The sequence below is a fragment of the Hymenobacter cellulosivorans genome, assembly GCF_022919135.1.
Classification (GTDB): domain Bacteria; phylum Bacteroidota; class Bacteroidia; order Cytophagales; family Hymenobacteraceae; genus Hymenobacter; species Hymenobacter cellulosivorans.
In genome coordinates this window covers 3,089,981-3,114,833 of the sequence record NZ_CP095049.1, presented here as the reverse complement: position 1 = coordinate 3,114,833, position 24,853 = coordinate 3,089,981, and the positions used below count along the sequence as shown (strand labels likewise).

The following is a 24,853-nucleotide window of genomic DNA, read 5'->3' as shown; positions in this document are numbered from 1 at the left end:
ACAACTAAACTCCCATGCAGACCCGCATTGCCGCTGCCCTCACCCGGCTTGAAGCTGACCATGACATCCGCATTCTGTACGCCTGCGAGTCGGGCAGCCGGGCCTGGGGCTTCCCCTCCCCCGACTCCGACTACGACGTGCGCTTTATCTACCTGCGGCGGCCGGGCTGGTACCTCACCCTCGACGACGGCCCCGACACGCTCAATTTTCCCGTGGATGAGGAACTGGACTTGGCCGGCTGGGATTTGCGCAAGGCCCTGAAGCTACTGCGCAGCTCCAACGCAGCCCTGTTTGAGTGGCTACAGTCGCCGGCAGTGTACTACGCAGCACCCGAGTTTCTGCCGGCTGTGCAGCCCCTGCTGGCGGGCACGTTCAATCTGCGGGCGGGGCTGCACCACTACTTAGGGCTAGTGCGTCGGGGTTTGGAAACCGACCTGACCGGGGAAGCAGTGCGGCTCAAGCGGCTGTTTTACGCCTTGCGCTCAGCCCTGGCCGCCCGCTGGATCAGGACCCGGCACGCGTTGCCGCCGATAGAATTCACCCGACTGCGCGAGCTGCTGCCCGCGGCGTTGAGTCCGGAAGTAGATGAGCTTCTGGAACGTAAAGCCCAGGCTACCGAAAAAACGACCGTACCCCGGCCGGCAGCCCTGGTCGAGTTTCTGGAACAGGAGTACGCCGCCTGCCAAGCGGCTCGCGACACGCTGCCCGTGCCCACCGGTTCCGACCCGACGCCGGAACTCAACAAGGTATTCCAACAGCTGCTGGCTGGCTCCTTTCCCTTACCCTTATGACTCCGAGCGAAACGGGCTTGACCATCGACTACCTGCGCCAGCACAACCTGATACTCTTCGAAGCCGTGAGCGGCAGCCGGGCCTACGGCACCGATTTGCCCCACTCCGACACCGATTTGAAAGGCGTGTTCGTACTGCCTGAGGAGTTGTACTACGGCCTCGACTACGTACCGCAGGTAGCTAACTCGACCAACGACGAAGTGTTCTACGAGCTGCGCCGGTTTGTGGAATTACTGCTCAAAAACAACCCCACAGCCCTGGAAATCCTGGGCTCACCCGCCGACTGCGTCCGGTTTGAGCACCCGCTGTTTCGGGCGTTTCGGCCGGCGCAGTTTCTGTCCAAGCTCTGCCGCCAGACCTTTGCCGAGTACGCCGTAGCCCAGATTCGCAAGGCGAAGGGGCTCAATAAGAAAATCAACAACCCTGAGCCTCCGGCCCGCAAGTCGGTGCTGGACTTCTGCTACGTGACGGTGGGGGCCGGGGCCATGCCAGCCGATAAGTGGCTAACCCGCCAGGGCTACACGGCCGAGCAGTGCGGCTTGGCCAACGTGCCCCACCTGACGGATTTGTACGCCCTGTTTGTGGATACGGCCGAGGTTCCTAGGCTCGGTTACCGCGGCCTACTAAAGGATGCGGTAACCTCCAACGACGTGCTGCTCTCAGCCGTGCCCAAGGGCGAGGTGCCGGTGGCCTACCTGTCGTTCAACCGCAACGGCTACTCTACTTACTGCCGCGTGTATAAGGAATACTGGGACTGGGTGGGCCGCCGCAACGTGGAGCGCTACGAAAACACGGTGCAGCACGGCAAGAACTACGACGCCAAAAATATGCTCCACGTGTTTCGGCTGCTGCGCACGGCCCTGGAAATTGCCACCACCGGCCAACTCCACGTGCGCCGCCCCGACCGGGACTTCCTGCTCCAAATCCGCCGCGGCGAGTTTGAGTACGACACCCTGGTAGCCGAGGCCGAAACGCTGGTGCAGCAGGTCGAAGCCGCTTTTGCCGAATCAACCTTACCCGACGCCCCCGACAAGCAACACGCCGTAGACCTACTGATTCAGACGCGGCAGCAGTTCTATGCCGTATAGCAGCTAAACCTAAACGGCCGTTAGGTCAAAAAAAACAGCCCCGTCCTAGAAGAACGGGGCTGTTTGGCGGGGGTATAGAGGTTAAGATTGGGCGTTATTTCCAGCCGCCGCCCAGGGCCCGGTACACGTTTACCGTGGCGTTGAGCTGCTGCATCTTGGTTTCGACCAGGTCGAACTTCGATTCAAGGGCGTCGCGCTGGGTGAAGAGCACCTCGGTGTAGTCGGCGCGGGCCGAGCGGAACAGGCTGTTGGAAATCGTGCTCGACTCGTCCAGGGCCTGTACTTCTTTGGCTTTCTCGCCGTAAGTTTTTTCCAGGTTATTGATGTTGGCCAACTGGTTAGCCACCTCGATGTAGGCGTTGAGCACCGTCCGTTCGTAGTTGTACACGGCCTGGGTCTGGCGGGCGTTGGCGCTGTAGTACAAGGCCTTAATGCCGTTCTTGTTGATCAGCGGGGCGGCAATATCCCCGGCTACCGACAGCAGCACCGACTCGGGCAAGGTAGCCAGCAAACCGGGCTGGAAAGCGGCCGAACCCACCGCGCCGGTAATGCGCAGCGAAGGGTAAAAATTGGCCCGGGCCACCTGCACATCCAGCTTGGCCGCCACCAGGTTTTGCTCGGCCTGGCGCACGTCGGGGCGGTTTTGCAGCAGCTGAGCAGGGATGCCGGCTTGCACAGCTTTGGGCACCAGCTCGTTGAACGTGGCGTCGTTGCGCACAATCGGCTGGGGGTAGCGGCCGGCCAGGAAGTTGATCCGGTTTTCCGTTTCCACGATGCGCTGCTGAATCAGGAACTGCTTGGCCTGGGTGTTGTGCACTTGGGCCTCGAAGCGGCGCACGGCCAGCTCCGTCACGCGGGCCGCGTCCTTTTGCAGGCGCACGCCCTTTAGCGCGTTGCCCTGAATCTGCAGGTTCTGCTGGATGATGGCCAGCTGGTTGTCGAGGGCCAGCAACTCGTAGTAGGAAGTGGCAATTTCGGCAATCAGGTTGGTCACCGTGAAGTTTTTACCTTCCACCGAGGCCAGGTAACGGGCGGCGGCAGCCTTTTTGGCGTTGCGCAGCTTGTGCCAGATGTCCACTTCCCAGCTGGCGTAGGCCCCCACCTGGAAGTCGGTCAGCGGGTCGGGGGTGCGGCGCTCAGGCTTGATGTCCACGTTTTCCTCAGTGGCGCCGGGCAGGGTGTAGCGGGCGGCTTTTTCCACGCCGGCCGCCGCGCCCAGGCCCACCGTGGGCAGGTATTCGCCCTTGCGGGCCCGGACTTCCTGGCGGGCAATGTCGATTTCCTGGAGCGTGATGTTTAGCTCCTGGTTGCGCTCTAGGGCCGTGTCAATGAGGGCCACCAGGTTGGGGTCGGTGAAGAACTCCCGCCAGGGTACCCGGGTCACGTTGGTCGAGTCGGTAGGGCTGCCGGTGAAGCTGGCCGGCACGGTGCGGTTTTCGTTTTTCTGCACCAGGGTCGGCGTTTTGCAAGCTCCAACTGCTAACGCCAGGACGGCCGCGCTTAGGCCTTGATAAATGCGTCTTTTAAGCATGGGACTCAACTTCTTCAACTAAAACGTGGGGCTCGAATTCGGATAAGGGGTGTTCATTCTCATCCCCAATGAGCTTGCGGCCGGAGGCCAAGGTGCCGAAGATGTAGTATAGGCCGGGCACGATGATGACGCCGAACACGGTGCCGAACAGCATGCCACCCAGGGCCGAGGTGCCGATGGTGCGGTTGCCGATGGCGCCCGCGCCGTGGGCCAGCACCAGCGGAATCAAACCGGCAATGAAGGCAAACGAGGTCATTAAAATCGGGCGGAAACGCACTTTGGCACCTTCAATAGCCGCGTCGCGCACCGTCATGCCCTCCTCGTGCTTCTGCACCGCGAATTCCACGATAAGCACCGCGTTTTTACCCAGCAGACCCACGAGCATGACCAAACCCACCTGGGCATAGATGTTGTTGGCCAGGCCCAGGGTTTTGATTAGTAGGAAGGAGCCGAAAATACCGGCCGGCAACGACAGAATAACGGCCAGCGGCAGCAGGAAGCTTTCGTACTGAGCAGCCAGTACCAGATACACGAAGCCGAGTACAATCAGAAAGATGTAGATGGCCTCGTTGCCGCGGCTCACCTCGTCTTTCGACAAGCCGCCCCAGTCGATGTCGTAGCCGCGGGGCAGGGTTTTCTTGGCTACTTCCTGCACGGCCTTGATGGCCTCACCCGAGCTGAAGCCCGGGGCTGCGTCGCCGCGGATGGAGGCCGTGGGGTACATGTTGTAGCGGTTGATTTCGTTGGCGCCCTGGCCCTTCACAATCTTCATGAAGGCCGAAAACGGCACCATTTCGCCCTTGTCATTCTTCACCCACATGTCCAGGATGTCCTTGGGCAGGCGGCGGTACTCGGGCGAGGCCTGCACGAACACCTTGAAGAAGCGCTGGTACTTGATAAAGCCCAGCTCGTAGGTCGAGCCCACCATAATGCTCAATGTATTCATGGCGTTGCCGATGCTCACGCCCTTCTGCATGGCCAGCTGGTTGTCGATCTGCAGCTCGTACTGCGGATAGTTGGCCGAGAAGAAGGTAAACAGCCCGGCCAGTTCCTTGCGCTTTTTGAGCTCGGCCATGAAGTCTTCGTTCACTTTTTCCAGCGCCTTGTAGTCGCCGGTGCTGGTTTTGTCGAGCAACTGGAGCTGGAAACCACCCGCCGCGCCGTAGCCCGGTACTGCCGGCGGCTCGAAGAACTCGATGGTCGCGCCGGGAATTTCCTTGGCTTTTTTCTCCAGATTCTCCACGATATCGTGCACGGATTCCTCCCGCTCCGACCATGGCTTGAGGCTAATCAGCAGGGTGCCGGCGTTGGAGCCACGGCCCTCGGTCAGTACCTCGTAGCCCGCCAGCGACGACACGCTTTCGATGCCGGGCACTTTTTCGGCCAGCTTGGAGAGCTGCTGCGACAACGCGTTGGTGCGTTCCAGCGTCGAGCCGGGCGGAGTCTGGATGATGGCGTAGAGCATGCCCTGGTCTTCGGCCGGAATAAAGCCCGAGGGCAGCGTGGACGAGATGCCGAAGATGCCCAGGCCGAAGGCAATCAGGATGGCGAAAGTAAGTATGCGGCGGTCTACTACCTTTTCCAGGAAGTTGGTGTAGCGGCCGGTCAGGCGCTCAAAGCCACGGTTAAACCAGTCGATAAAGCGGTTGATGGGCGTTTTCTTGCGGGGCTGGCCGTGGGTGTTCTTCAGAATCATGGCGCAGAGCACCGGCGTCAGCGTCAGAGCCACGATGCCGGAAATGACGATGGACGAGGCCATCGTAATCGAGAACTGCCGGTAGAAAATGCCCACCGGGCCGCTCATGAAGGCCACCGGTACGAACACAGCCGTCATCAGGATGGTAATGGCAATGATGGCCCCGCTGATTTCACCTACCACTTCGCGCACCGCACCATACGGTGACAGGTGCTTTTCCTCCATCTTGGCGTGTACCGCTTCCACGACCACAATGGCGTCGTCGACCACGATACCGATGGCCAGCACCAGGGCGAAGAGCGTAATCATGTTGATGGTCATCCCGAAGGCCTGCATGGCAATGAAGGCACCCACCAACGACACGGGCACGGCAATAATCGGGATAAGCGTGGAGCGCCAGTCGCCCAGGAACAGGAACACCACAATGGCCACCAGGATAAAGGCGTCGCGCAGGGTGTGAACGACGTTTTCGGTGGAGGCGTCGAGGAAGTTCGACACGTCGTAGCTGATCTTGTAGTCCATGCCGGGCGGCATGGTTTTCTTGAGCTCCTTCAGCTTCTCCTTCACGCTTTTGATGACGTCGGAGGCGTTGGAGCCGTAGGTTTGCTTCAGCATAATGGCCGCCGAAGGGTAGCCGTCGAGGTTGGAGTAGATGTCGTAGAATTCCGAGCCCAGCTCCACGTTGGCCACGTCCTTGAGGCGTAGCGTTTCGCCGTTGGCGTTGGCCTTGATAATGACATTTTTATACTCCTCCACGTCATTGAAGCGGCCCTTGTAGGTCAGCACGTATTCCAAAGCCGAGGCTTCCTTACCGTCACTTCGGCCGATCCGGCCCGGAGAGCCAATCACGCTCTGGTCGTTGAGGGCCTCCATGACATCGTCGACGGACAGGTTATAGGCCCGCATCCGGTCGGGCTTGAGCCACACCCGCATGGCGTACTGCCGGGAACCCAGGATGCTAGCCCGGCCAATACCGTCGATGCGCTGAATTTCGGGCAGCATGTTGACCCCGGCAAAGTTGAAGAGGTACCGCATGTCGGTATTCTTGTCTTTACTGTAGAGGTTCACATACATCAGCATGTTGGGCACCACGCGGTTTACCACCACGCCTTCGCGCTGCACCAGTACCGGCAGGCGGTTCAGAATCTGGGCAATACGGGTATTTACGTTTACTACCGCCTGCTCGGGGTCGGTACCCAGGTTGAAGACAATCTGGATGTTGGCCTCGCCAGCCGAAACGGCGTCGGAAGTCATGTACTTCATGCCCGGCACGCCGTTGATGGCCTGCTCTAGCGGAATGAGCACCGATTCGGTCAGCACCTTGGCACTGGCACCCGGATACGCCGTGCTCACCATCACCATGGGCGGCGAAATCTCCGGAAATTGGGACGTGGGCAGGGTCTTGATGGCCAGCATACCCAGGAACATGATTACCACCGATATAACGATGGCAAACACGGGTCGGCGAAGGAATCTACTAAACATAGCGGATGAGTTTAGTTGTCCATTGCTCGTTGTCCGTTGTTAGGTCGTGCGCATCAGTCGCGCATATAAAAAATCAACCCTAACAACGGACAACGAGCAACGAACACCTATTCAGAGTACACTTTCAGGTGGGAAATGACCGACTTGGGCTCTTGGTACTCGAAGCTGATTTTGTCGCCGTCTTTCACTTTGCGGATGCCTTCGAGCATGATTTTGTCGCCCGCTTTCAGGCCCCCGGAGATGATGTAGAGGTCGGGCATTTCGGAGGCTACCGTGACTTCGCGCTGGTGCACCACGTTCTTGTTGTCGACGACGTACAGGAATTTCTTCTCCAGCACCTCGAAGGTGGCTTTCTGGGGCACAATCAGGGCGTTTTTCAGCGGCACGGTCATGAGCACCGAGCCGGTTTCGCCATTACGCAGCAGGCCTTTGGGGTTGGGGAAAGTAGCCCGGAAGGCAATGTTGCCGGTTTCGTTGTTGAAGTCGGCTTCAATGGTTTGCACTACGCCGGGAAACTCGAACACCTCGTTGTCGGCCATGCGCAGCTTTACCTGGGGCTTGGCATCGGCCTGCACGTGGGCCTTATAGGCCAGATACTCAGCCTCGGGGACGTTGTAGTACACCCACATCTTGCTGTTATCCGACAGGGTCGTGAGCAAATCACCCTCGTCGACCAAGCTGCCCAGCCGGGCCTGGAAGTGGTCCATGATGCCGCTGAAGGGTGCCTTGATGGTGGTGAATCCCAGGTGCGTCTGAGCCAGGGCTACTTCGGCCTTGGCCTTTTCCAGCTTGGCCTGCGACAGCGCCAATTCATTGGGCGACACAATGTTGCCGTCGGCCAGCTTCTTGGTGTTCTGGTACTCAATGTTCACGAACTTGGCTTCGGCCTCGGCCTTTTTCAGCTCGGCCTGGTAGAGCAGTGGCATGATCTGAAACATCACCTGCCCTTGTTTCACCTGCTGGCCCTCATCCACGAAAATCTTCTGCAGGTAGCCTTTTTCCAGGGCCCGCAGCTCGATGTGCTGAATGGAATGAATCTGCGCGACGTAGTCCTTGGTGATGGTCGTGTCCTTCTGCAGCGGACTGGTGACCAGGAATTTGACTTTTTCTTCCTTCTCCTCTTTTTCTTTCGAGCAGCTCGTGGTGTACCACAAAACGCTCCAGCTCATCAGGCTGAGCATGAACATTCTTTTCATAAGGACCTAAGCAGGCAGTTGGTGATTCTATTCTAGGTAAGGAGCTGTTGGCAAGGCAATTGACGCCAGCCGCCAAGGGCAGCGCAGCACTCTGTCTTATGCAGTTAGCCCAGCGGCCTTTCCGTTGAGTAGCACAAAGCACTCAACCCGACATGAAGTCGATATGAAGTCAATCTTCATTTTCGACTTCCCCGAGTTTTTTGCCTGGCACCCCAGTTTCTTTCGCCAGTTTGACAGCTCCCCACCGCACGTTTAAAGAGCCTGCTCCCTAGGTCTTCCTTGGTTAGCTTAGGGCCACGGCCGGTGCCGCCGTGTAAGTTAGCCGGGCCTGGGCCCTTGGATTTACCTGTAGCGCATAGCCCTCATTTAGAATAGGCTGCTATTTTTGCGTGTCCACATTTTCTGCTTCCAATGCACCCGCTGTTCGATTCCAGTAGCCTCCATATTGCTTATAACCAAGTACAGGATTGGCTTCATGTGACGTGGAAGAGCGAGCAGAATGAAGCCAGCATCATGGAAGGCTGCAATCAGATCCTGTCCTTCCAGCAGCAGCAGCGCTGTAGTAAGCTACTGATGGATAGCTCTCTGGTGAGCAGCATGTGGGAGCACGCGGCGGAGTGGGGCGGCCAGGTATGGTTTCCGGCTATGCATCAAACGGGGCTACAATATGTGGCGTGGGTGTATTCCGCCGGTTTCTATAGCCGCATGTCGTTTGACTTAGCCATCAAAAACGTCAAGCAGCCCATTGTCCTCACCTTTGATGACACTACCAAAGCCACCGAGTGGCTCATCCAGGTATAGCCGCTTCGTGGGGGCGTTTTTCGGCTTACAAACCCTGCCCCTGCCCGTTTAACGTGGCGCGGAGCGTTGCTTCGCACACGGAGTTGTTGCCGCAAAAAAAATCTTTGCAACATCATTCCGGCTGACCGGTCTCATGCCTTGATGAGCAACCAGCCCACCTCTTCCGTAACCGATCAGCAGCTTGTCGCGCAGGTGCTGGGGGGCAACTCCGCGGCTTTTGGGCATATCGTGCAGCGCACGGAAGGGCTGGTTACGCAGATGGTATTTAAGATGATCCGGCACCCGGCCGACCGTCCTGATATTGCCCAGGAGGTATACCTGAAGGCCTTTAAGAACCTGGCCGGGTTTAAGTTTCAGGCCAAGCTCTCCACCTGGATTGGCCAGATCACCTACAACACCTGCCTGCACTACCTGGAAAAAAAGCACCTGGTGCTGCTGGACCCCACCGAGCCCGCCCCGGATAGCACGGGGGAGGAAGGGCGCCGGGCCCCGCCCCCACCGGTAACGGACCAGGACCCCGAAACGGCCCTTTTCGACCAGGACCTGGCCGATATTCTGAGCGCCGCCGTTGAGCACCTGCCCCCGCTCTACCGCACCCTGATTGCCCTCTACCATCAGCAGGAGCTGAGCTATGAGGAAATTGCCCAGATAACCTCCCTGCCGGACGGCACGGTGAAAAACTACCTTTTCCGGGCGCGCAAGCAGCTCAAGCAGCACCTGCTGGCCCGCTACCACCGCCACGACTTATGACCAGTTCTCATCTTACCGAACGGGACCTCCAGGAGGCCGCCGAATCATTTTCCCGCCTGCCGGCTCCTCAGGCTGCCCACCTGCAGGGCTGCCCCTTGTGCCAGGGCCGGGTGGCCACCTACCAGCGCCTGTTTACGGCGGCATCCCACCTGCCGCAGCCGGCCTTTGCCTTCGACCTGACAGCCAGCGTACTGGCGCAGCTGCCCCAGCCTAAGCTGACATTCCCGTGGGTGCTGGTACTGGTGGCAACGCTCGTGCTGGGGGTAATAAGTGTCTTCCTGCTGCTCTTTGGCGCTGCGCTGCTGCCGATTTTTCAGGTAGTGTCTACGGGGCTGGGTGCTGGTTTGATGGCGGTAGCGGGCTTTCTGGTGGCTGGTCAGTGCCTGGAGCTGCTGGCCCGGCACCGTCGGCGCATGAGCCTGCTGGCCCTTTCATAATTTTTTGCAACCTGATTGAAACTGACCGGTCTCATCCGGTACTACCCCACTCCTCAGCCTATGAAACGCTTCCTTTTGCTCCTGCTTTTCTGCCTGCCGGCCTGGGGCGCCCAGGCGCAGAGTGCCCTGCCGGCCCTCGATCTGGCCGCCCTGCACCCGCTGGCCAAGCAGGTATTTTTACCCGTATTCGGGCTTTATCTGCTGTGCAGCTTCGTGCTGTCCGCCGTCACGCTGGTGCTGAACTACCTGCTCAAGCGGCAGATCATAGCAGCTGGCGTGTCGGAAAGCGTTGTGGAGCGTCTCCTGCCCAGCCCCCAGGACGAACAAAACAAGGTGGTGAAGTGGGTGGCCCTGCTGCTGAGCAGTGGTGCCGGCCTCTCGGTATGTGCTTGGTTTGGGCCGCTGGGCCTGCACTCAGTCATCATCCTGCTGTTCAGCACCGCTCTGGGCTTCCTGGCCTATTACCTTTTTCTGCGGCGCCAAACCAAGTAACGGCGGGCTTGCCAGCCAAAGCAATTCTCACACCGCCTTCTGTCCGGCAGACGCGTGTTCCACCTCTTTCCTTCTAGTATATGAAACTGCTAACCACCCTTTTTGGCGCTGCCCTTGCCGCCGTTCTGTGCGCCGCTGCTACACCGGCCCGGGCCCAGTCGTCTGAGGCTATCAGCCTGACCCAGACGGCGCCCACGGCCCTTCGTTTACGCATCAGCCATCCGACGGCCCAGGCTGGGCGCGTACAGGTGGTGCGGTTAAGTACCGGGCAAACACTTTTCACAGAAACCTACCGCGCCCCGGCCTACGGTCACCGTTTCGACTTCCGTCAGGCCCCCAGTGGGCGCTACCTGGTGTGGCTGCAATCGGGCAATAACGTTCACCGCTGCCTGGTACGGGTACGGACCAGAGCTCAGGACTCGGTTATTCGCGTCGATAAGCTAACCTCCCGAACGATGCCAGCCTCACTCCTCATCAGCAACCTCTCGACTGCCGCCCCGGTGGCCGGCTTATAAGGCCTGCTTTCTTGCACGTACTCTTCCGGACAGGTAGTATCTAAAAGCTACCCGCGACGGGCAATCAAATTCTAGTTGCATTACCACTGAAACCAATGAAACAACCGACATCGTTCGCTCAATGTAGTAGGCATTGCCATGTAGCTTGCATTGCAATTAAGTCTATCAAACAATCAGTTGCGAGACTTTACACCAATCATCTTACTCATTTTCGTCTTTGGGCGCCCCGCCTATCGGCTGTCCGCAGGTTTGGTTGGCTGGGGGTGGTAGTGGCAGGTTTAGTGCCCCACGCCCTGTCGGCCCAAACGCCGGGGGAAGTGTCGGGCACGCTGCTGGACCAAGCCACGCACCAGCCCCTACCCTTTGCCAACGTAGTGCTGCTCCAACTGCCGGACTCGGCCCTGGTAGCTCACGCCCAAACCACCGAAAATGGCCGCTTTGCCCTGGCCAGCATTCCGCTGGGCCATTACCTAGTGCGAACTCAGGCGCTGGGCTACCAGCCCGCCCGCCGGCTGGTCGCGCTAACCGCCGCCGCGCCGGCGGCCCGGCTGGGCGAGTGGCTGGCGGCTCCGGTGCCCGTACAGTTGGGCCAAGTGGTGGTGCAAGGCGAACAAGCAGCCCTGGTTGATGACCTGGATAAAAAGGTAATCCACGTGAGCAAGGACCTCAGCAGTACAGGCGGCACGGCGGCCGATGTGCTGCAAAAAGTACCCTCCGTGGCCGTAGACGAAAATGGGCAGGTAAGCCTGCGGGGCAATGCGGGCGTGACGCTCTACCTCGACGGTCAGCCTGCGCCCAGCAGCCTGCGCCTGGACCAACTGCCCGCCAGCCGCCTCGAAACTATCGAGGTCATCACCAATCCGGGAGCTCGGTACTCGGCTCAGGGTGCGGGCGGCATCATCAATCTGGTGCAGAAAAAGCAGGCCAAGGCCGGCTGGAACGGCGAAGCTATGACTACCGTGGGCACCTATAATAAGTACAACGCCTCGCTCAGCCTGGGTCGCCGGGTAGGCAAGGTCAACGTGTATGGCAACCTGAACGGGCTGAATAATGAGTTTCGCGGTAGTGCCGGCCTGCGGCAGGTGGCTACGGCTGAGGGCCGCACTACCGGCACCGACCAAACCGGCCGCACCACCCGCCACCAAGCCAACGAAGCCTTGCGCCTGGGCCTGGACTACAGCCTGAGTTCCGAGCAGCGCCTGTCCCTGACCGCAGAACTCTATAAGAACGACCTGCGCCAGACCAGCGACTTCGTAACCCAGCTCACGCGCGGCGCGGCGCCTTCCCTCATCCTGCGCAATCAGAATCTGGAAACGGACGACCTCTACACGGCCCGCCTTGCCAGTAACTACCGACGCACCTGGGCTACCCACCCCGGCCGCGAGCTAACGGCCAGTGCGACCTATACCCTCGACGGGGGCACCGTAACTACCGAGCAGCGCGTGCTGGACGGGCCCGTCAGCTACCCACGGCAGGCCCGCCGCCAGCTACTGGACGTGACCATCCAAATGCCCTCGGCGCAGGTAGATTACGTGCATCCCCTCGACGACAAGCGCCGCTGGGGAGCCGGCCTGAAAACCGACCTCATGGTCACGCCCGGCACGGCCGACTACTCGGTGCAGCCAACCGACGGAGCCGAATTCGTGCACCAGGCCGCCGACTCTTACCGTTATCATTACCGGCAGGTACTTCCCCAGGCCTACGGTACCTATCAACAGAAAAGCAGCTCTTGGGACTACCAGGTGGGGTTGCGGGCCGAGTTTACCGGACTGCGGGCCCGCGTCCAGCCCGCCGGCTCAACCAGCCAAGAAATTTTCAATCTGTTTCCATCGGCCACTATAGCCCGCACGCTGCCCCACGACCAGCGCCTACAGCTTAGCTACGCGCGTCGCCTGAACCGACCCAATTTCCTGCAAATCATTGCCCTGCCTATCTACTCCGATGCGCGTAACTATGTGGTAGGCAACCCCAGCCTGCGCCCCGAGTACGTGCATGTAGCCGAGCTAGGTCATCAGGCAGCCTGGCAAGCTACCACCCTGAGCACGACCTTGTTCGGGCGCTTTGCCAGCCAGTCCATCCAAAGTTTGCGCACCCTGGATACGCTGGCAACCCGACGTAGCGGTCAGCCCGACTTTATTGCCCGCACCAGCTACCAGAACTTGGGACGTACGGCTAGCTACGGGCTGGAACTCTCCCTGACGCACTCTGTAACGGCGTGGTGGAAGCTGCTGGTCAACGGTTCCTTCTACCGCAATCAAGTAACCAGCTACGCTGCGGCGGGTACCCGCGCCAATTTTACGGGCACGGCGTATCTGCTCAACACGTTGAGCCCAGCCAAAACACTGACCGTGCAACTCAGCAGTAACTATCGCGCCCCGCTGGTAGTACCCCAGGGCCGCCTGCGGGCCTTGTACGGGCTGGACGTGGCCCTGCGCCAGCGCCTGCTCCACGACCGGGCCGCCGTCACCCTGCGAGTCAGTGACCTGTTCAATACCCGCCGCCAATACACCCAGCTGGAAGCAGCCGGGCTCACCGCCGATTTACAAACCAAATACGAAACGCGGGTGGGCTACGTCGGCTTTACCTGGTTTGTGGGTACCAACAAGCCCGCCAGCACCATCGACCACCAGCCAAAGGGCGACCCAGGTGGGTTCGGAGGCTAGGTATGACTAGCCTCTCTATTGCAACGAATTGACGCCCAGCACCGGTAACCAATCAGCTATAAACACTTTCTTTTTAAGTGGGTGCATGAAAAGATGCCCACTTGTCCGGGGTTAGTGGCCGGCCAACCTGCAGCCTAGCGGACTCGCATCTACAAGCAAATACTTAAGTGAAGGAACAGCTACTCAGCAACGCCACTAGGTAATGCTGCCTGCAAACTCAGTACGACTTAGCTATTTAAAAAGCCCCGGCGCAAGTCGGGGCTTTCTTGATGAATTTGAAAGTCTAGCCAAGCATCGGACTCATTTCCTCCTCACGTAAGGCAGCTCCTTTGCACGCTCGGTATAGAAACGCAGGCGTAACCTATATTCATGGTCCGAATCCAGGTTTCTAATCACGAACCTACCCGTTGCAATACCCAGATTGCTGAACAAGTTCTCTGAACCAACTACGTCCGTTTGGATTGACGTTTGTGGCCGTTTGGCACGGCCGATAACTTGTATACTTAAACGAGGATTACTTTTTATTAAAAACAATCGTGACTGTGTGCCCCCCAGCCCCAGCGCCTTCCGTGTAAGAATAACGTAAACGACTATCCGTAAGCTCAAGTAAAGTAAAATCAACTTTATCACCCGATATGACGGCGTTTATGACCGTTTCATCTGCATTAAATGCCCACGTGTGCTGAGTGGTTTGTGTGCTGCTTGGATCACACTTAGTGGGACCTTCGTCAAAAGTTAATGTGTTGGGCTTCTCATAGCGCGTCAGATTGTCTTTGAAGCAGGCCGGTTCCAAAGCCAGCAGATCTGTAACGACAACACCATTGGCATCCCGAATTCCGGGATTGGCAGTCATAGCAACGATACGCCAAGCCCCAGCGGTAAGCAAATCGGTTTTCGTAACCGGGGTATCCTTCTTACAGGCACTTAGCATCAAGCTGAGCGAAAAACCAAACAGGGGAATAAGCTTCTTCATATAATTCAAGGACAAATACAGGAGATTCAAGTAATCAGCCTCCGGCTGATTACGGTACATGCACTAGCCGCCGGGTTTCACTTAGGGGGCCGTTTTGCAGATGCACCAGATACACCCCGCCCGGCAGACTGTCTGGCAGGCGAAGTTGCAACTGCTTTTCAGAACTGCTAAAGGAGGCTTGGTAGACAACCTCCCCCAAGCTGTAAAATCACCTTCAAGGCAGCTTCACAACATCAAGGTCGACTGCGGTTCGTCTCCTACGCCACTTATTACTCTGTACACCTGCTCTACCAGGGTGATAAGTCTTTTATCTATAGCCCAAAAGACCTCTCCCTTGAACGCAGCTCAATAACTTGCGGCCCCGCTGGTGCAATCTCCGTCTGCCAAACCAGTGATATTCCCTCTTCCTCGCCACTTCTTGAACCCACCCAAGCCGAAACCTGGGACACACGAATTAGAAAGAGCCACCTCCCGTACAATGAAGATACTCTTGAGTTGCCTGTTGTTTTTCAATCTACTGTGTTTCGTGCTGTTTGCCTTGGATAAACGTAAAGCCCAACGGGGCCAGCGCCGCATTGCTGAAAAAACGCTGCACCTAGCTACGCTACCTGGCGCGGCGCCCGGCGCGTGGGCAGCTATTTTGCTGCTCCACCATAAAAACCGCAAAGCTGCTTTCTGGGGTGTTACCCTGGTACTGACGCTGCTGCAAGGGGCAGTTCTCTATTTCACGTTACCCTATTTTCAGGCGCATTTGTAAAACGTCTGCATGCCGGGCGTTGAGCCATGCTCAAATGACATCTCAATCAAGGGCAACGAGGACTTCGATGGAGAAATCGAACGCGCCCTGATAGTTGATAGGCTGCCAGCTCCCTGGCAAGTTGGCCTCGATGCGAATGGCCTGCCCTTCGCTGTTGGGAGAAGGGCGGTGTCCGCGGGAGTTATGCAACTCAAGCCCTTCTGCTCATGCTGGCCACCATTACCAGGGGCTTGTCAGCCGAGGTATTTTAGGGCTTTTGCGTTACGATGAGTAAAGCGTACTCAGTGCCTGTTGCATCACCGCCACACTGTGGGTCAGCTCGTGAGGAGTCAACGAGGCAAAGCCCAGACGCAAGTGGTGGGCGCGGGTTTCGGTCGGCGCTTGAAAAAGCCGGCCATCCCCGATACCCAGACCCAGTAGCCGGCAACGAGCGGAAAGGTCGTTTAAATGCACCTCGTTGCCAAAGCGTACCCAGACAGCCATGCCCCCGGCGGGCGCATCAAAGGTCAGCCAGGAACCGGCCTGCTGGCGCAGCAGCGTGCAGAACACATCCCGGCGCTGCTGGTAGTGGTAACGGGCCCGCTTCAGATGCGCCCCCAGTTCTCCCTCGGCAAACAGCTCGGCAATAGTCTGCTCCAATACCGCGTCGCCTTGGTGGTCGATGTGCCGGCGTAGCTGTCCCAGGGCTTCGATGATATCGGGCGGGGCCACCACGTAGCCCACCCGGAAAGCCGGCGCCAGCACCTTGCTCAAGGAGCCCAGGTACAGCACCCGCCCGTGGCGGTCGGCGCTGGCCAGCGGCAGGATGGGGGCACCATCGTAATGAAAGTCGTAGTCGTAGTCATCCTCCAGGATAATGAAATCGTACTGCTCGGCCAACTGCAGCAGCCGAACCCGGCGGTCGGCCGCTAGCATGACGGTCGTCGGATAGTGATGGTGAGGCGTCACGTACAGCAGCCGCACCGCCTGCCGCCGACACACGGCCTCCACCTCTTCCAAGTTCAGGCCGTGGGTATCGACGCGCACACGTTCGAGACGGGCCCCCTGTTGGGCGCAGGCGTAGTCGGCCCCGTGGTAACTACGCTCTCCCACTACCACCGTGTCACCGGGCCGCAGCAACAGGCGCAGCAGCAGGTATAGGGACATGCTGCTGCCGCGCGTCACGAACACATTTTCTACCTGCGCGGGCAGGCCCCTCGTCCCTTGGAGGTACTGCGCCAACTGCTGCCGCAGGGCCCCGCTCCCGTTGGGGTCTGCGTAGCCCAGTCCTCGCCGCTGGCTGGCGCGCAGGCACACGGCGCGGTACTTGCGCGCCAGAGAAGCCAGCGGCGCTAAGCGACTATCCGGCGAGCCGGCGTCGAGCACGAGCGGCACGTACGGAGCCCGGACCGTGGTGGGGTACGGGGGAACCGGTTCGTAGGCGAAACCCGCGCGCGGCGCAAATCGGCGCGCGGTGCCCGCCGACAGGGCCGCCGGCCGAATAACCGGGATGCTGCTGCTGACCCGTGCGCCTTTCGAAGCCAGCTGCTCAATCCACCCCTGGGCTACGAGTTCGTCGAAGGCCACGACCACGGTCTGTCGGTGCAGCCCCAGCAAGCCGGCCAAGGAACGGGTACCGGGCAGTTTCGCCCCTGCCGGCAGCAGCCCCTGCTGAATGAGGTGGATAAACCCGGAAGTCACCTGTTGGCTTAAGCTATTCGGGCCGTGGCGCTCCAACGGAATGAGCGTCGCGTAGGGCAATGTAACCGGACTAGCAGCTTTCATAAAACCGGACTATACGGGTAGGCCGGTAAGGTACCTTCTTTGTGGCACTTCTGCGACGGGTGGTACTTTAGGCCCGCTTGCTGCGGTAGCTCATAGTTTTCCTGTGCGAGCTTACTACATTCTACTGGTTCGATGACACCTTCCCCCTCTAGTGCAGCAGTATCCGCTGTGCCCCCTCCCCCCATCACCAAGGCAGCACGTGTTCCAGCACCATTGCGGGAAGTACCCATTCGGCGCCTGTCGCTTGACGACCTGCCGGCTTGCCTGCGGCTAGCGCAAGACCGCAGCTGGCCGCCCGAAGAGCAGAAATGGCGTTTCCTGTTTGAAGTCGGGCAGGTATATGGCTTGGCGGACCCGGGAGGTGATCTGGCGGCCACCGCCGTACTAACTCCCTACGGCCCTGAGCTGGCCGTTGTCGGTATGGTCCTGGTCGCCGCGCGTTATAACCGACAGGGCCTGGGAAGGCGGCTGATGCAACACGCCCTGGCCGAAGCGCACGGAGCCCCCGTAGCGCTGTACGCGACTGAAGCCGGCCGGCCCCTGTACGAGAGCCTAGGCTTCCGAACACTAAGCACCACGACGACGCACATCGGCTACTTCCAGCCCCGGCCCGTGGCAGCGGGTGCTGGCCGGGTGCGGCCAGCAACCCCGGCAGACAGCGCCGCCATTTTCCGATTGGATGCGCAGGTTACTGGTACCAACCGGCAGGCCGTGCTCGACCAGCTGCTTTTGTTTGCTGAGTACTGGTGGGTACTGGAGCATGACGGGGTAATCAGGGGCTATGCAGCGGCTTGGCGCAACATCGGGCAGGTGGTGCTGGGTCCGGTCATAGCGCCCGACACGGCCGGGGCACAACAGCTGGTGGCCGCGGCAGGACAAGCTCTGGGTCCGGGAGAAAGGCTGCGCCTGGAAGTAGATGCCCGGGTACCGAACCTGTTGGCCTGGGCCCCACTACACGGGTTGCAACCGACATTTACCACCTCGCTCATGGTGCAGGGGCTGAGGCCTTGCCGGGGAACCGGGCACAGCTGTTCAGCCCCATCATGCTGGCTCTTGATTAGGGCCCCCATCACTCTGAGGTATCGTTCTTCCTACGTTCACTTTTACCGCCCCGGCGGCCATTCACGTCATGCATTCAACCCCCAAAATAGCCCTCGTAACCGGCGCCGCCCAAGGCATTGGGGCGGGAATCGCGCAACGCCTCGCCGCTGATGGGTGCCTAGTGATTGTGCTGGACCAAACCGCGCAGGCGGGACACCGCACGGTCGCGGCCATCGAGCAGGCCGGCGGGCAAGCCCTGGCCGTGGGGGCCGACGTCGCGAACGAACAGGCCGTAGCCGAGGCAGTGGAGCATATTACTTCCGAGGTTGGCGCGCCGGCTATCGTAGTCAATAATGCCGGGTTTGCCCGCGACGGCCCCCTGGCGGCCATATCGGTCCAGGACTGGGATGAGGTCATCGCCGTACACTTGCGAGGCAGCTTTTTGCTGACGAAAGCGTGCCTGCCGGGCATGAAGGCCGCTGGCTGGGGCCGCATCGTCAACATATCCAGTATCTCGGCGCAGGGTCACCGGGACCGAGCCAACTACTGTGCGGCCAAAGCAGGAATGCACGGCTTCATTAAATCTCTGGCCGTCGAATTGGGACCCTATGGGATTACGGCCAACGTAGTGGCTCCCGGGCTCGTCGTCACGGCGATGACGGAAGCCACCGCCCGCCGGAAAGGCCTTACCCTGGAAGCCCACCTGCACCAGGCCATCCAGCAGATTCCCGTAAACCGGGCCGGCACCCCAGCCGACGTGGCGCATGCCGTCGCGTTTTTCGCATCGGAGGCCGCCGGGTTTATCACGGGACAGGTGCTATTCGTGGCCGGGATGCCCGTCGATTAAAGCGGGCCGCCGGGCACCTAGATGGCGTCCAGCCCCGGCAAGCCAAGTAAAACAGCGGCGCGCCGTGCCACGGTTTTGACACTGGCTACATCCGGACCAGTGATGGTCAGATGGCCCATCTTGCGGCCTATGCGCGCGTGCTCCTTGCCGTACAGGTGCAGGTGTGTGCCCGGTAGGCTCAGCACGGAGCGCCAGTCTGGCTCCCGCGGTTGGCCACTGGCGTTAAACCACACGTCACCCAGCAGGTTGAGCATGATGGCCGGGGAATGCTGGCGCGGCTGCGGCAAGGGTAAACCCGCCATGGCATAGACCTGCAGGTCAAACTGCGACGCGTCACAGGCGTCCAGAGTGTAGTGGCCGCTGTTGTGCGGGCGCGGGGCCATCTCGTTGACCACCAGACCGCCGTGCTCACTGCCGTCGTCTACCACAAAAAACTCAACGCACAGCACCCCGACATAACCAAGATGCTGCGCAATGGAAACAGCCGCGTCGCGGGCCCTGGTTGCCAGGACGTGCGGCATATTTCCTTCGTAGGCGTGGGTCACGGCCAAAATGCCCTCAACGTGCACGTTGCGCTGCGGGGCGAAGCTGACCACTTGCCCGTCCCAGCCGCGTGCCACCAGCACCGAGTACTCGGCGGTAAGCGGCAACATCTTTTCCAGCACGCAGGCTACGCCGCCCAGCTCCGCCCAGGCAGCAGCCAGTTCAGTGATGGTCTTAATGCGGACCTGACCCTTGCCGTCGTAGCCCATGCGCGCGGTTTTCAGGATACCGGGCAGCAAATCTGCCCGGTCGGCTTGAACGGCCTGCAGTTGGGCCAGCGTTTCAATCACCGCATAGGGCGCGCAGGTCACCCCTGACACGTCAGTGCAGGCGGTGAAGTGGGCTTTTTCCTCGATGCGGTTTTGGGCAATGCCCACCACGGCCGCGCTAGGCGCTACGGGGCGGGTTAGCGCCAGCGTTTGCAGGGCCTGAGCCGGCACGTTTTCAAACTCGGTGGTGATGGCCTGGCACAGGTGGGCCAGTTGCGCCAGCCCAGCCGGGTCGTTATAGTCGGTTTGGATGTGGTGGTGACTCACCAGCCCGGCCGGACTTTGCGCATCAGGCTCCAGCACGGCAGTAAAGTACCCCAGGCGCTGGGCAGCATGCACAAACATCCGGCCCAGCTGGCCGCCCCCAGTACTCCCAGGGTGGCCCGCTGGCCAGTGGCGTCCACACTGCCCGGGAGAATCGGGGTCATGGCTGCAATATGACTATCGGTGTTCATACGGGTAGCGTCATGGCGCGAGCGGCTTCCGTTTGTTCGGCGCGGAACGCCTGCAGCTTGGCCGCTAGGCCCGGGTCGTGCAGGGCCAGCAGGCTGACGGCGAACAGCGCGGCATTAGCGGCCCCGGCAGTGCCAATGGCAAACGTGGCCACGGGCACCCCTTTGGGCATTTGCACGATGCTGTGCAGCGAGTCAACCCCCTGTAAGTGGCGACTGGCCACGGGCACCCCCAGCACGGGCACGGTGGTTTTGGCGGCCAGCATACCTGGTAAGTGAGCGGCCCCACCAGCACCGGCAATGATGGCCTGCAAGCCGCGTGGGCCGGCTTGCTCGGCATAGGCAAACAAGTCGTCGGGCATGCGGTGGGCCGACACCACGCGCGCTTCGTGGGCCACGCCAAAGTGCGTGAGAATCTGCACGGCATGCTGCATGGTATCCCAGTCGCTGCTGGAACCCATGACCACGCCGATCAGTGGCTTGCCCGGGTCGGTGCTAAGGCTGGGGGTGTCGGATGGGAGAAGGGTACTCATAGTGGGTCTGGTAAAGGGGGCTGGACATCCCCAGGCAGTCGAAAAAATGTGGTTTGAGCCTGGTCGCGGCCAAAACCCGCATCCGGACCGCTGGCGGTTGGGCTGCGCATTGCCCCGCTGTTGAAAAAACGGGAAAGGGTATCTGGTTAGAAACCCCTTCCCGCGGCCACAAATCTACTGCTGCAACACAAGCGGCACGGCGAAATTTGGGGTCAAGCCGGAAAAACAGGTCTCAGCACAACGAACGGTTAGCGCTCCAGCAGGATTTCCGAACCCAAAATCACCAAGTCTACCCGGCCTTTCAACGTCTGGTCGATGAAGGGCGTGTTCTGGGATTTGGATTTCATGAACTCCCGCGTGAAGGTCGTTTCCGCTTCGGTATCGAACAAGACGCATTCGGCTTGTTGGCCAACTTCGATGGTGGGTACCGGCAAGCCCATCAGGCGGCGGGGCTCCGCCGAGTAGCGCTTTACCACCAGGTCCCACCCGAATTTTCCAGGCTCTACGAAGAAGTGATGGAGCGACACCAGAGCTGTATCCAGGCCGGTGATGCCATTAGGCGCACTGATGAAATCCTGGGCTTTTTCGAACGGCGTATGTGGCGCATGGTCGGTAGCAATCAGGTCGAAGACCCCTTCGATGAGCCCTTGGAGCAGGGCATCACAATCGGCCTGCGTGCGCAGCGGTGGGTTCATCTTGTAGTTCGTGTCGTAGTCGCCGATGTGCTCGTCGGTGAATAGCAGGTGGTGCGGAGCCACTTCGGCCGTCACCTTCACATCGCCGCGGGATTTCCACCAACGAATGGTTTCCATGCCGAGCTTGCTGGACACGTGCTGGATGTGCACGTGCGCGCCCGCTGCGTGGGCCAGGCGGATGTCGCGGTCGATAATAATTTCCTCCGCGCACGCCGGCGAGCCTTTGATGCCGAGCCGATAGCTCATCACTCCTTCGTTCAGGGCACGCGGCCCGGCCAGCTCCGGCACCTCGCAGTGGCTGGCGAAAAACATCCCGAACTCGGTGGCATACTGCATAGCCCGCAGCAGCACGGCCGGGTCGCTAGTGGTATCGCCGTCGTCGGTAAGCATTTTCACCCCGAGCTCACGCATGCCCTCAATTTCTGCCAGTTCCTTGCCCTCGCGGTTCTTAGTGACGCAGCCGGAGGTGTACACCGGAATGCGGGACCGGTGCTTGGCATTTTCCAGCACACTGGCTACCGAGCTGGCCGAGTCGAGGGCCGGGCGGGTGTTCGGCATCATCACCACACCGGTAACGCCGCCATTAATAGCCGCCTCGCTGCCCGTAGTGATGGTTTCCTTGTTTTCAAAGCCGGGGCACGGAAATGGACGTGGGCATCAAACATGCCCGGCATAAGCACCCGGCCCCGCGCGTCGATGACGCGGGCCCCCTCGGGAACGGCTAGGCTTTTGCCGATATCCTGAATTTTTCCTTCCACAATCAGAACATCGCTCTCGAGAAGCACAGGTGAATTTTCGGAGGCAATGCGGGCGTTTTGAAGGAGAAGCATGAAGTGATAATTGCTGGTAACCGCAAGGGTTGTGAGAGATGTAAATTGAAGAATGGGGTAAGCCGCGCGGCCGGCAGCTAGGGCATAACTAACTTCGAACTAGCCTGCTGCGCGGCATACGATTCCTGTTTCGGAAATTCTCCGCCCGGCGTGAGCCAGTCGAGTACGGCCATGCGAATAGAGATGCCGTTTTCGACCTGGTTGGTGATCAGGCTGCGCTCATAGTCCATGACGGCGTCGCACAGCTCCACCCCGCGGTTCACGGGCCGGGGTGCATGATGTAGAGGCCCCGGTCGCGGATTTCGGCCAGCCGGGCGGTGGTAATGCCGTAGACCCGGTGGTATTCGCGGACGCTGGGGAAAAACTGCACATCCTGGCGCTCCATCTGCACGCGGAGCAGATACACCACATCAGGCGCCCAGGCCATGGCCGCCTCGTAATCGGTGAAGCGGGGGATACTTTCCGGGACATACTTGGGCACCAGTGACCCCGGGCCCAGGTAAGCGACTTCAACGCCCAGCTTTTGAAGTAGAGTACTGGTGGAGCGCGCCACGCGGGAATGGAGAATATCCCCGATGATGAGGACTTTTTTGCCTCGGGGGTCGGGGAATTTTTCCTTGATGGTGAAGGCGTCCAGCAGGGCCTGGGTGGGATGCTCATGCGCCCCGTCGCCGGCATTGATAACCGACGCCGTAGTTTGGCGGGCAATCATGCCGGGCAGGCCGGGATGACTGTGGCGAACGACGATGTAGTCGGTGCGCATCGCCTGGAGCGTCTCAATTGTCTCGCGCACCGACTCGCCCTTGGTGATGGAGGAGTGGGCGACGTCGAAATTGGTGACCTCCGCCGAGAGGCGTTTGGCCGCAACCTCGAAGGAAGAGTGCGTCCGGGTGCTGGCCTCATAGAAGAGCATGAGCACGGACTTGCCCTCCAGGGCCGGGATTTTTTTCACCGAGTGGGTGAACAATTTCTTAAACGACGTGGATTGGTCGAGTAGGAACTCGATTTCCTCACGGTGAAGGGATGCGATGTCAAGCAGGTCTTTACGTGCCATACCGGAGTTGAGGAAAAGTGAAGTTGTCTAGCTAAAACGGACAATGTGAAGTCTTATCTGCCACTACCCATGACGAAGAAATCGACTACCGCCTTCGGCCGAGGCGCTGGTAGCAACCGCCACGGTTGGCGGCGAGAATATTGGTATCCGTGGGAGGCATGCAGGGGCTGCGGGACAGCAGCCAACGAACTCAAGGGACATAAAAAAACCGTTTCGGAATCCGAAACGGTGGAGAGGCAACACCCAGAAAAAACAACGGAAATATCAGAACCAGAGGCAAAATCGGGAGAACCGATGGTAGCGAAGACCTGCCGGTCCACTCGCGGTTCCCTGCCGAGCAGGGCCCCACGCTTCATCAACAAGTTTTTTGGTTGAAGCATGATGCAAAACTACGGCATTGTTACGCCCGGCCATTCATTGGTAATAGTAATTTTTTTTTCGCACCGCTTTCCTCAATTCTATTTTCGACCTAACGGGCTAAACGACGCGCTTTTGCCATTCCTTTCGCCATCAAAAAATAATTATGGCTCGCGTAACGAATTGCTTTGCACCCACACTCCATCCTAACTTTAGCTCTTTATTCCAGGCGCATCAGCTGGCGGGCCGCCACTCTCGGGTGGCGAGCAGCCTAAGAACTACCGAGTAGTTTCAGGGCTGCTCCATTTTCGGTCGGCACATAATAGGGGTTGAGGTGGTCTAAATAGGCTGGACAGTTTAGGGCCACATCTTTCCTTTGTTCCCATCCACAAGCACTTACCTTTTCCGGGCGTAGACTCTACCTTTTCCAAGGTGCCAATTACGCACCCAACGAGCAGCTATAGAAACCACCTGCAAACTCCTCTCCCACTATGCCTTCCCTGAGCAGGGGCTACCATCTGAGACGAAGGAAACTTCCTGTCCACGCGCTGGGAGGAAGAGGAGGCTGTGAACCTCTCTCACATGGGCATGTTCTTCGCTGAGGTGTACTACGACCCCGACACCAACGAACTGCTCAGGACGCGCACGTTCACCAGTCGAACGTGCTTAGAGGATTATGCAGTGTACATCAAGTTGGATGACCTCCCAACATAAAAAGCCCTGACGGGATGGCCAAGGCTTTTTATGCTCGAACGCGAGCTACTTACAGAGAAGGAATCGAAATTTCTTGAACGAGCCGATCGGAAATAGTATACGGCGGGGCTAGCCAGAAATTAGCGGGAGAAGCAAACGTGGACGCGTCTATTCGGAGCCGACCCAAAAACACACCGTTGCTTCGTAGTTCTGCTTCCATCCAGTCAGTCGGTCCAGGCTTCACAAAGTTGTTAAGATTGACTCCGGGAATGTAGAGGCAAAAGTAAAGCAGCTGGCGGTTACCAAAAAACCTGTGTTTAACAGTTTCGGTAGTGGTGCCAGCAGAGAAAAACATTTTGTCCCATGTGTACTCAATGTTAGTCCTACCACTATATATCTCACGCATTAGTGTTCCTCGCAATTCTACCCAGCCTGTAGTGCCTGATCCGACTACCGATTGCTGTTTCAAGGTAATCTCTACATCGTAAATAGGTGTGGCCGGTTTGGGTTCCTCTGCCTGCTTTTTGCAGGCCTGACCTAAGAATGTGACAGCTAGAAGGAGCGTCAGAGAGAGTGCTTTCATGCGGAAAAAATAGGGAG

Annotated in this window: 21 protein-coding genes and 2 pseudogenes; 11 read left to right on the top strand and 12 right to left on the bottom strand. The window is 59.3% G+C overall.

Translation table 11 applies throughout. The annotated features are described in order from the left end of the window. The first annotated feature begins 14 nt into the window (after positions 1-14). Positions 15-791, top strand: a complete 777-nt coding sequence (locus MUN80_RS13250) for a nucleotidyltransferase domain-containing protein (protein WP_244713513.1) — start codon at positions 15-17, stop codon at positions 789-791. Next, positions 788-1,879 (top strand): DNA polymerase beta superfamily protein, encoded by a 1,092-nt coding sequence (locus MUN80_RS13245; RefSeq protein ID WP_244713510.1) that lies wholly within the window; start codon positions 788-790, stop codon positions 1,877-1,879. The genes MUN80_RS13250 and MUN80_RS13245 overlap by 4 nt, the downstream gene beginning before the upstream one ends. Positions 1,880-1,973: 94 nt before the next feature. On the opposite strand, the gene MUN80_RS13240 is transcribed toward MUN80_RS13245, so the two are convergent. The 3 genes from MUN80_RS13240 to MUN80_RS13230 form a co-directional block, all read right to left on the bottom strand. Next, the gene (locus tag MUN80_RS13240) at positions 1,974-3,410 is read right to left on the bottom strand and encodes a TolC family protein (protein WP_244713507.1); all 1,437 of its coding nucleotides are present in this window, start codon (positions 3,408-3,410) and stop codon (positions 1,974-1,976) included. Continuing rightward, on the bottom strand, positions 3,403-6,591 hold the full coding sequence (locus MUN80_RS13235) for an efflux RND transporter permease subunit (RefSeq protein ID WP_244713505.1): 3,189 nt from the start codon (positions 6,589-6,591) through the stop codon (positions 3,403-3,405). The genes MUN80_RS13240 and MUN80_RS13235 overlap by 8 nt, the downstream gene beginning before the upstream one ends. Before the next feature lie 107 nt (positions 6,592-6,698). Beyond that, positions 6,699-7,787: an efflux RND transporter periplasmic adaptor subunit gene (locus MUN80_RS13230; RefSeq protein ID WP_244713503.1), complete on the bottom strand. Its 1,089-nt coding sequence runs from the start codon at positions 7,785-7,787 to the stop codon at positions 6,699-6,701. Between the two features lie 477 nt (positions 7,788-8,264). On the opposite strand from MUN80_RS13230, the gene MUN80_RS13225 reads away from it, so the two are divergent. From MUN80_RS13225 to MUN80_RS13200, 6 genes are all read left to right on the top strand, one after another. Further along, a complete protein-coding gene (locus MUN80_RS13225; RefSeq protein WP_244713501.1) occupies positions 8,265-8,588 on the top strand; it encodes a hypothetical protein in 324 nt (107 codons plus the stop codon). 141 nt (positions 8,589-8,729) lie between these two features. Continuing rightward, a complete protein-coding gene (locus MUN80_RS13220; RefSeq protein WP_244713499.1) occupies positions 8,730-9,338 on the top strand; it encodes an RNA polymerase sigma factor in 609 nt (202 codons plus the stop codon). Beyond that, entirely contained in the window at positions 9,335-9,775 is a 441-nt protein-coding gene (locus MUN80_RS13215) for an anti-sigma factor (RefSeq protein WP_244713497.1), read from the top strand. Before MUN80_RS13220 ends, MUN80_RS13215 begins: the two co-directional genes overlap by 4 nt. A gap of 60 nt (positions 9,776-9,835) precedes the next feature. Further along, a complete protein-coding gene (locus tag MUN80_RS13210; protein ID WP_244713496.1) occupies positions 9,836-10,267 on the top strand; it encodes a hypothetical protein in 432 nt (143 codons plus the stop codon). Positions 10,268-10,347: 80 nt separating this feature from the next. Next, on the top strand, positions 10,348-10,782 hold the full coding sequence (locus MUN80_RS13205; RefSeq protein WP_244713494.1) for a hypothetical protein: 435 nt from the start codon (positions 10,348-10,350) through the stop codon (positions 10,780-10,782). Positions 10,783-11,051: 269 nt separating this feature from the next. Then, on the top strand, positions 11,052-13,445 hold the full coding sequence (locus MUN80_RS13200) for an outer membrane beta-barrel protein (protein ID WP_244713492.1): 2,394 nt from the start codon (positions 11,052-11,054) through the stop codon (positions 13,443-13,445). A 514-nt stretch (positions 13,446-13,959) separates the two neighbouring features. On the opposite strand, the gene MUN80_RS13195 is transcribed toward MUN80_RS13200, so the two are convergent. Both MUN80_RS13195 and MUN80_RS26285 read right to left on the bottom strand, forming a co-directional pair. Next, complete coding sequence (locus MUN80_RS13195) at positions 13,960-14,418, bottom strand: hypothetical protein (protein ID WP_244713490.1); 459 nt, start codon at positions 14,416-14,418, stop codon at positions 13,960-13,962. Between the two features lie 49 nt (positions 14,419-14,467). After that, positions 14,468-14,617: a T9SS type A sorting domain-containing protein gene (locus tag MUN80_RS26285; RefSeq protein WP_511181384.1), complete on the bottom strand. Its 150-nt coding sequence runs from the start codon at positions 14,615-14,617 to the stop codon at positions 14,468-14,470. A gap of 219 nt (positions 14,618-14,836) precedes the next feature. Between MUN80_RS26285 and MUN80_RS13190 the strand changes: the two genes are divergently transcribed. Next, positions 14,837-15,175, top strand: a complete 339-nt coding sequence (locus MUN80_RS13190; protein ID WP_244713487.1) for a DUF1294 domain-containing protein — start codon at positions 14,837-14,839, stop codon at positions 15,173-15,175. Between the two features lie 261 nt (positions 15,176-15,436). Here MUN80_RS13190 and MUN80_RS13185 read toward each other — a convergent pair whose 3' ends face one another. Continuing rightward, positions 15,437-16,939, bottom strand: coding sequence for an aminotransferase-like domain-containing protein (locus MUN80_RS13185; protein WP_244713484.1), 1,503 nt, complete (start codon positions 16,937-16,939; stop codon positions 15,437-15,439). 132 nt (positions 16,940-17,071) lie between these two features. Here MUN80_RS13185 and MUN80_RS26205 point away from each other — a divergent pair, with 132 nt between their 5' ends. Both MUN80_RS26205 and MUN80_RS13175 read left to right on the top strand, forming a co-directional pair. Beyond that, entirely contained in the window at positions 17,072-18,151 is a 1,080-nt protein-coding gene (locus MUN80_RS26205; RefSeq protein ID WP_375373960.1) for a GNAT family N-acetyltransferase, read from the top strand. Continuing rightward, entirely contained in the window at positions 18,069-18,827 is a 759-nt protein-coding gene (locus MUN80_RS13175; protein WP_244713479.1) for an SDR family oxidoreductase, read from the top strand. The genes MUN80_RS26205 and MUN80_RS13175 overlap by 83 nt, the downstream gene beginning before the upstream one ends. A gap of 17 nt (positions 18,828-18,844) precedes the next feature. Here the strand turns inward: MUN80_RS13175 and MUN80_RS13170 are convergent. From MUN80_RS13170 to MUN80_RS13140, 6 genes and pseudogenes are all read right to left on the bottom strand, one after another. Further along, positions 18,845-20,002, bottom strand: a pseudogene (locus tag MUN80_RS13170) (5-(carboxyamino)imidazole ribonucleotide synthase); the annotation flags it as partial. 88 nt (positions 20,003-20,090) lie between these two features. Beyond that, positions 20,091-20,624 (bottom strand): 5-(carboxyamino)imidazole ribonucleotide mutase, encoded by a 534-nt coding sequence (gene purE, locus MUN80_RS13165; protein WP_244713474.1) that lies wholly within the window; start codon positions 20,622-20,624, stop codon positions 20,091-20,093. A gap of 248 nt (positions 20,625-20,872) precedes the next feature. Continuing rightward, positions 20,873-21,907, bottom strand: coding sequence for a dihydroorotase (locus MUN80_RS13160; RefSeq protein WP_244724889.1), 1,035 nt, complete (start codon positions 21,905-21,907; stop codon positions 20,873-20,875). Next, the gene (locus tag MUN80_RS13155; RefSeq protein ID WP_244713472.1) at positions 21,880-22,149 is read right to left on the bottom strand and encodes a hypothetical protein; all 270 of its coding nucleotides are present in this window, start codon (positions 22,147-22,149) and stop codon (positions 21,880-21,882) included. The genes MUN80_RS13160 and MUN80_RS13155 overlap by 28 nt, the downstream gene beginning before the upstream one ends. 77 nt (positions 22,150-22,226) lie before the next feature. After that, positions 22,227-23,203, bottom strand: a pseudogene (locus MUN80_RS13145) (aspartate carbamoyltransferase catalytic subunit). Between the two features lie 1,120 nt (positions 23,204-24,323). Next, positions 24,324-24,836 (bottom strand): hypothetical protein, encoded by a 513-nt coding sequence (locus tag MUN80_RS13140; protein ID WP_244713465.1) that lies wholly within the window; start codon positions 24,834-24,836, stop codon positions 24,324-24,326. Between the last annotated feature and the right edge of the window lie 17 nt (positions 24,837-24,853).

Coding starts and splice junctions, on each gene's coding strand:
- MUN80_RS13250 (WP_244713513.1), top strand. CDS start 15: ATGCAGACCCGCATTGCCGCTGCCCTCACCCGGCTTGAAGCTGACCAT.
- MUN80_RS13245 (WP_244713510.1), top strand. CDS start 788: ATGACTCCGAGCGAAACGGGCTTGACCATCGACTACCTGCGCCAGCAC.
- MUN80_RS13240 (WP_244713507.1), bottom strand. CDS start 3,410: ATGCTTAAAAGACGCATTTATCAAGGCCTAAGCGCGGCCGTCCTGGCG.
- MUN80_RS13235 (WP_244713505.1), bottom strand. CDS start 6,591: ATGTTTAGTAGATTCCTTCGCCGACCCGTGTTTGCCATCGTTATATCG.
- MUN80_RS13230 (WP_244713503.1), bottom strand. CDS start 7,787: ATGAAAAGAATGTTCATGCTCAGCCTGATGAGCTGGAGCGTTTTGTGG.
- MUN80_RS13220 (WP_244713499.1), top strand. CDS start 8,730: ATGAGCAACCAGCCCACCTCTTCCGTAACCGATCAGCAGCTTGTCGCG.
- MUN80_RS13215 (WP_244713497.1), top strand. CDS start 9,335: ATGACCAGTTCTCATCTTACCGAACGGGACCTCCAGGAGGCCGCCGAA.
- MUN80_RS13210 (WP_244713496.1), top strand. CDS start 9,836: ATGAAACGCTTCCTTTTGCTCCTGCTTTTCTGCCTGCCGGCCTGGGGC.
- MUN80_RS13205 (WP_244713494.1), top strand. CDS start 10,348: ATGAAACTGCTAACCACCCTTTTTGGCGCTGCCCTTGCCGCCGTTCTG.
- MUN80_RS13195 (WP_244713490.1), bottom strand. CDS start 14,418: ATGAAGAAGCTTATTCCCCTGTTTGGTTTTTCGCTCAGCTTGATGCTA.
- MUN80_RS13185 (WP_244713484.1), bottom strand. CDS start 16,939: ATGAAAGCTGCTAGTCCGGTTACATTGCCCTACGCGACGCTCATTCCG.
- MUN80_RS26205 (WP_375373960.1), top strand. CDS start 17,072: ATGACACCTTCCCCCTCTAGTGCAGCAGTATCCGCTGTGCCCCCTCCC.
- MUN80_RS13175 (WP_244713479.1), top strand. CDS start 18,069: ATGCATTCAACCCCCAAAATAGCCCTCGTAACCGGCGCCGCCCAAGGC.
- purE (WP_244713474.1), bottom strand. CDS start 20,624: ATGAGTACCCTTCTCCCATCCGACACCCCCAGCCTTAGCACCGACCCG.
- MUN80_RS13155 (WP_244713472.1), bottom strand. CDS start 22,149: ATGCTTCTCCTTCAAAACGCCCGCATTGCCTCCGAAAATTCACCTGTG.
- MUN80_RS13140 (WP_244713465.1), bottom strand. CDS start 24,836: ATGAAAGCACTCTCTCTGACGCTCCTTCTAGCTGTCACATTCTTAGGT.